This is a genomic window from Candidatus Neomarinimicrobiota bacterium (genome assembly GCA_041862535.1).
Classification (GTDB): domain Bacteria; phylum Fidelibacterota; class Marinisomatia; order SCGC-AAA003-L08; family TS1B11.
The window spans coordinates 1-3986 of the sequence record JBGVTM010000173.1 but is presented as its reverse complement, the minus strand read 5'-3'; the positions used below and the strand labels follow the sequence as shown (position 1 = coordinate 3986).

General features: G+C 50.7%; 4 protein-coding genes and 1 pseudogene. All 5 read left to right on the top strand.

Annotation, left to right across the window (positions count from 1 at the left end; translation table 11 throughout):
* Positions 1–194: 194 nt before the first annotated feature.
* Positions 195–1358, top strand: a complete 1164-nt coding sequence (locus tag ACETWG_06255) for a glycosyltransferase family 4 protein (protein MFB0516188.1) — start codon at positions 195–197, stop codon at positions 1356–1358.
* A 63-nt stretch (positions 1359–1421) separates the two neighbouring features.
* A pseudogene (locus tag ACETWG_06250) lies at positions 1422–1691 on the top strand (glycosyltransferase).
* Between the two features lie 61 nt (positions 1692–1752).
* A complete protein-coding gene (locus tag ACETWG_06245) occupies positions 1753–2502 on the top strand; it encodes a WecB/TagA/CpsF family glycosyltransferase (GenBank protein ID MFB0516187.1) in 750 nt (249 codons plus the stop codon).
* 106 nt (positions 2503–2608) lie between these two features.
* Positions 2609–3694, top strand: a complete 1086-nt coding sequence (gene gmd, locus ACETWG_06240; GenBank protein ID MFB0516186.1) for a GDP-mannose 4,6-dehydratase — start codon at positions 2609–2611, stop codon at positions 3692–3694.
* On the top strand, positions 3687–3986 hold a 300-nt coding region (locus tag ACETWG_06235), incomplete at its 3' end, for an NAD-dependent epimerase/dehydratase family protein (GenBank protein ID MFB0516185.1). The genes gmd and ACETWG_06235, both read left to right, overlap by 8 nt.

The following is a 3986-nucleotide window of genomic DNA, read 5'->3' as shown; positions in this document are numbered from 1 at the left end:
TAATAACATGAACATTTGGAATAAAATAAGATTTAAGAAAGAACGAATATTTCTAAGAGTCAGGCGGAAAGGTATATCTCAAAATAAAATCCTTATCCCTGTTGCTGCTTTGCTAGATCCTAAGCGTGTTATTGCTAGGATTCTAAGATATATTGAGAGGATTCTCTATTAATCTACGCAATGGGTACGGCATAATGAGTAAAAAAACAACACTCGTTGCATTTGTAACAAATTTTTGCCAACACTATCGCATCAAGACTTTTGAAATGCTAGCAAAATTCGTGGATGTACGATTCTATTTCTTTTCTCGCGGAGAAGAATGGTATTGGCCGCAGCAACATGGCGTATCTAGAGGTAAATTTAACTATGAATATCTGCGGGGCTTCGAGTTATTCGGAACCCGTATTACTCCCGGGATCATACCGAGATTATTCTGTGGAAAGTACGATATATTTCTTTCAGGAATAGTCGGGCGCTTTGCCATGCCAATTACATTTATACTAGCAAATATTAGGCGAAAGCCCTTTATCTTGTGGACAGGCATCTGGATGAGATTACAGACGCCTTTCCACCGTATCTTCTTTCCGGTAACGCGCCACATATATCGCCATGCGGATGCCATTGTGGTATATGGTGAGCATGTCAAGAGGTATCTAATTAATGAGGGAGTTTGTGAGGAAAGAATCTTTGTAGCACGTCATGCTGTAGACAACAGCAAGTTCAACATTCAGGTCCCGGATAACGAGCTGCACGCGCTAAGAAAAAAACTGAACATAAAGCCGGATCAGAAAATGATTCTCTATTTGGGTCGGTTGGAAGCTGTGAAGGGGCTGCCCTGCCTCATTGAGGCTTTTGCATCTCTTAAATCTCGAGATACAATATTGGTAATCGCGGGGACGGGCAGCCAAAGTCCATACCTTAAGCAATTCGCTAAAGAAAAGGGCGTCGCCGACAAAATCCGCTTCCCAGGATATGTTCGGCAGGAAGATTCCGTGGTGTACTACGCCAGTGCATTTGCGTTTGTGCTGCCCTCTATCACCACACCTAATTTCAAGGAACCCTGGGGTCTAGTAGTGAATGAGGCATTCAACCAGGGATTACCTGTCATTGCGACTGAAGCCGTAGGCGCTGCGGTAGGGGGACTAGTCCAGGATGAAGTAAATGGATTAGTTGTACCGGAAAGAGACAGTGCTGCCCTGACCCATGCCCTAGAACGTATCCTGAAAGATCCTGAACTACGGGAGCGTCTAAGTGTTGCTGCACGGACAACTATTGAAGGCTGGCGTAATGAGCATATGGTGGAAGGATTTCGAAACGCAATAGCGTATACAAAAAGAGTTCGAAGAAAGGGTTTATGATTAATATGCATAGGAGACGTCAATACAAGAATAAGTTACTAAAGCTGACAATTAGCGCTAGTCGAGGCCTTTGCCTGTGGCGTGCTGGTCATCACGTCCAAGCTGGGAGCAATGGGCGAAATTGTGGCTGACGGCCGTACCGGGTTGCACTTTGAAGTGGGCGATGCCGACGACTTGGTAGCAAAGGCTGAATGGGCCTGGAGTCATCCTTCAGAAATGGAGGCTATGGGAAAAGCGGCACGGAGGGAGTACAAGGAAAAATATACAGCTGGGCGGAATTACCAGCTTTTGATGGAGATTTATCAGAGGGTGATAGAGGGGTATTCTCATTAGCAGTAACTTTGCCCACGAGAAGAACGACTCGTCGGCATCACGTTATATTCTCGGCCAGCGGGTGGACTACACCACCTACGATCAGGCCACCAGACAGATCCTCGACATGGCCCACGATGGCCGGGGCGGCTATGTGTGTGTCTGCACCGTACATATGGTCATGGAAGGCCACGATGATCCTGAGTTCCAGCGCATTGTTAACGGGGCAGACCTGGTAACGCCCGACGGCATGCCCCTCGTATGGGGTTTGAAGCTGCTGGGTGTGAGAGAGGCCGAAAGGGTTTATGGACCCACACTTACCCCTGTGGTTTGCCGGGAGGCGGCGAAGCAGGAAGTAATGGTCGGTTTTTACGGAGGGACGGAGGAAGTCCTTTCCTTAATGCAGACAAACCTGAAGGCCAGGTATCCATCGTTGGAGATTGCCTACGCTTATAGCCCGCCCTTTCGATCCCTGACAGCCGAAGAGAGCGGTCAGGTGGTAAAGGATATACAGGCTTCGGGAGCGAAGATTCTATTTGTGGGACTGGGCTGTCCCAAGCAGGAGCGCTGGATGGCATCTTATAAGGAAAGGCTGCCGGGAGTGGTGATGCTTGGTGTCGGCGCTGCCTTTGATTTTATTGCGGGGATGAAACCTCAAGCGCCGGGCTGGATGCAGCGGGCCGGTCTGGAGTGGCTGTTCCGGTTGCTGACTGAACCGCGGCGGTTATGGAAACGGTATATAGTCCATAATCCCAGGTTCATGCTATACTTTGCGCAACAGCTTCTGGGGTGGCGTAATTACACGAAGAACGCAGCTTCAAGACATAGATAGTACGTGCGGCGAGATTGTAATCCCAACGCCCCTTGTTGGATCATGACAGCCAGTACCCCTAACTTCCATTTGCAAATTCCAAACAAGCATTAAAAGACGGTTACCTATGCAGAAACGAGCACTCATTACCGGGATTACCGGGCAAGACGGTGCCTATTTGGCGGAGTTCCTTCTGGAAAAGGGCTATGAGGTCCACGGGATCAAGCGGCGCTCTTCACTGTTTAACACCGATCGCATTGACCATATTTACCAGGATCCCCACGAAAAGAATCCGCGCTTCATCCTCCATTATGGGGATATGACCGATCCCACCAACCTGATCCATATCATCCAGAAGATCCAGCCGGAGGAGATTTACAACCTTGCCGCCCAGAGCCATGTGGCGGTCTCTTTTGAGATGCCGGCCTATACAGCGCTGGCTGACGCCACCGGTGCCCTTCATCTTCTGGAGGCTATCCGGATTTTAGGGCTAGCGAAAAAGACCAAGTATTATCAGGCTTCCAGCTCCGAGTTATATGGCAAGGCGCAGGAGGTCCCTCAGAAGGAGACCACTCCCTTCTACCCCCGCTCGCCCTACGCTGTGGCTAAGCTTTACGCCTACTGGATTACGGTAAATTATCGTGAAGCATATGGACTGTTTGCCTGTAATGGTATCCTGTTCAACCACGAGTCTCCCGTCCGGGGTGAAACTTTCGTAACCCGGAAGATCACCCGGGGTTTGAGCCGTATCAAGGTGGGGCTTCAGGAGTGCCTGTACCTGGGCAATCTCGACGCCCTCCGGGATTGGGGGCATGCCAGGGATTACGTAGAGATGCAATGGCTTATGCTCCAGCAAGATGAACCCGAAGATTTCGTCATTGCCACCGGCGAACAGCACAGCGTCCGTGAGTTTATCGAGAAAGCCGCTGCGGAGCTTGGCATGAGCATCCGTTGGAAGGGTCACGATTCGGAAGAAAAGGGCTATGACGATGAAGGTAGGTGCATTATCGCTATTGATCCGCGGTATTTTCGGCCCGCCGAAGTAGATGCACTGGTGGGTGATCCCACCAAGGCCAGAGAAAAATTAGGATGGGTGCCGAAGGTTACCTTCGATGCCCTCGTTCGGGAGATGGTTGCGGAAGATCTGAAGACCGCCCAGCGGGACAGCCTGATCAAACAGCACGGGTATAAGATTTACGATTACCATGAGTAAGGCCATGCATCCCGATGATAAGATCTACGTGGCCGGCCATCAGGGGCTGGTGGGATCGGCGCTGGTGCGGCAGCTCCAGGCCCAGGGTTATGAGCGCACCATTACCCGATCACTGGAGGAACTGGACCTGACTGACCAGACAGCGGCCCGGGACCTTTTTGCGGCCGAGCGTCCGGATCACGTGTTCCTGGCGGCAGCGAAAGTAGGGGGCATTCACGCTAATAACACCTACCCCGCTGAGTTTATCCAGGTCAACCTGGCTATCCAGACCAACGTGATCCACGAGGCGTGG

Excerpts from the sequence above, each read along its gene's own strand:
- ACETWG_06255 (MFB0516188.1), top strand. The coding sequence starts at position 195 with ATGAGTAAAAAAACAACACTCGTTGCATTTGTAACAAATTTTTGCCAA.
- gmd (MFB0516186.1), top strand. The coding sequence starts at position 2,609 with ATGCAGAAACGAGCACTCATTACCGGGATTACCGGGCAAGACGGTGCC.